The following is a 264-nucleotide window of genomic DNA, read 5'->3' on the forward strand; positions in this document are numbered from 1 at the left end:
TGCTTTAAATGCAGCCGTTACACAATTTCACGACAAAATTAACAATCCTCTGCCTTTCATTGAGACGTTTGACGATTTGAACGCAGATGGTTGGACGACTTATGGTGGCCAATGGAGTGCTGCCAGCGGTGCATACACAGTTAATGACGGCGAAGGATACAAAGCTGTTGCCAATGATACAAAATATAAAAACTTCACTTACGAAACGGATGTTACTATAAGTGGGGGTGCCAATTTAGCCAATGCTGGCGTCATATTTAGAGT

1 protein-coding gene is annotated in these 264 nt (G+C 42.4%); it reads left to right on the plus strand.

The window, feature by feature from the left end; all coding sequences use genetic code 11:
* Positions 1-264: 3-keto-alpha-glucoside-1,2-lyase-like domain-containing protein (locus KVT27_RS25040; RefSeq protein WP_217582213.1), on the plus strand; the 264-nt coding region annotated here is incomplete at both ends.

Source organism: Lysinibacillus sp. GbtcB16 (assembly GCF_019091145.1).
GTDB classification, from domain to species: domain Bacteria; phylum Bacillota; class Bacilli; order Bacillales_A; family Planococcaceae; genus Lysinibacillus; species Lysinibacillus fusiformis.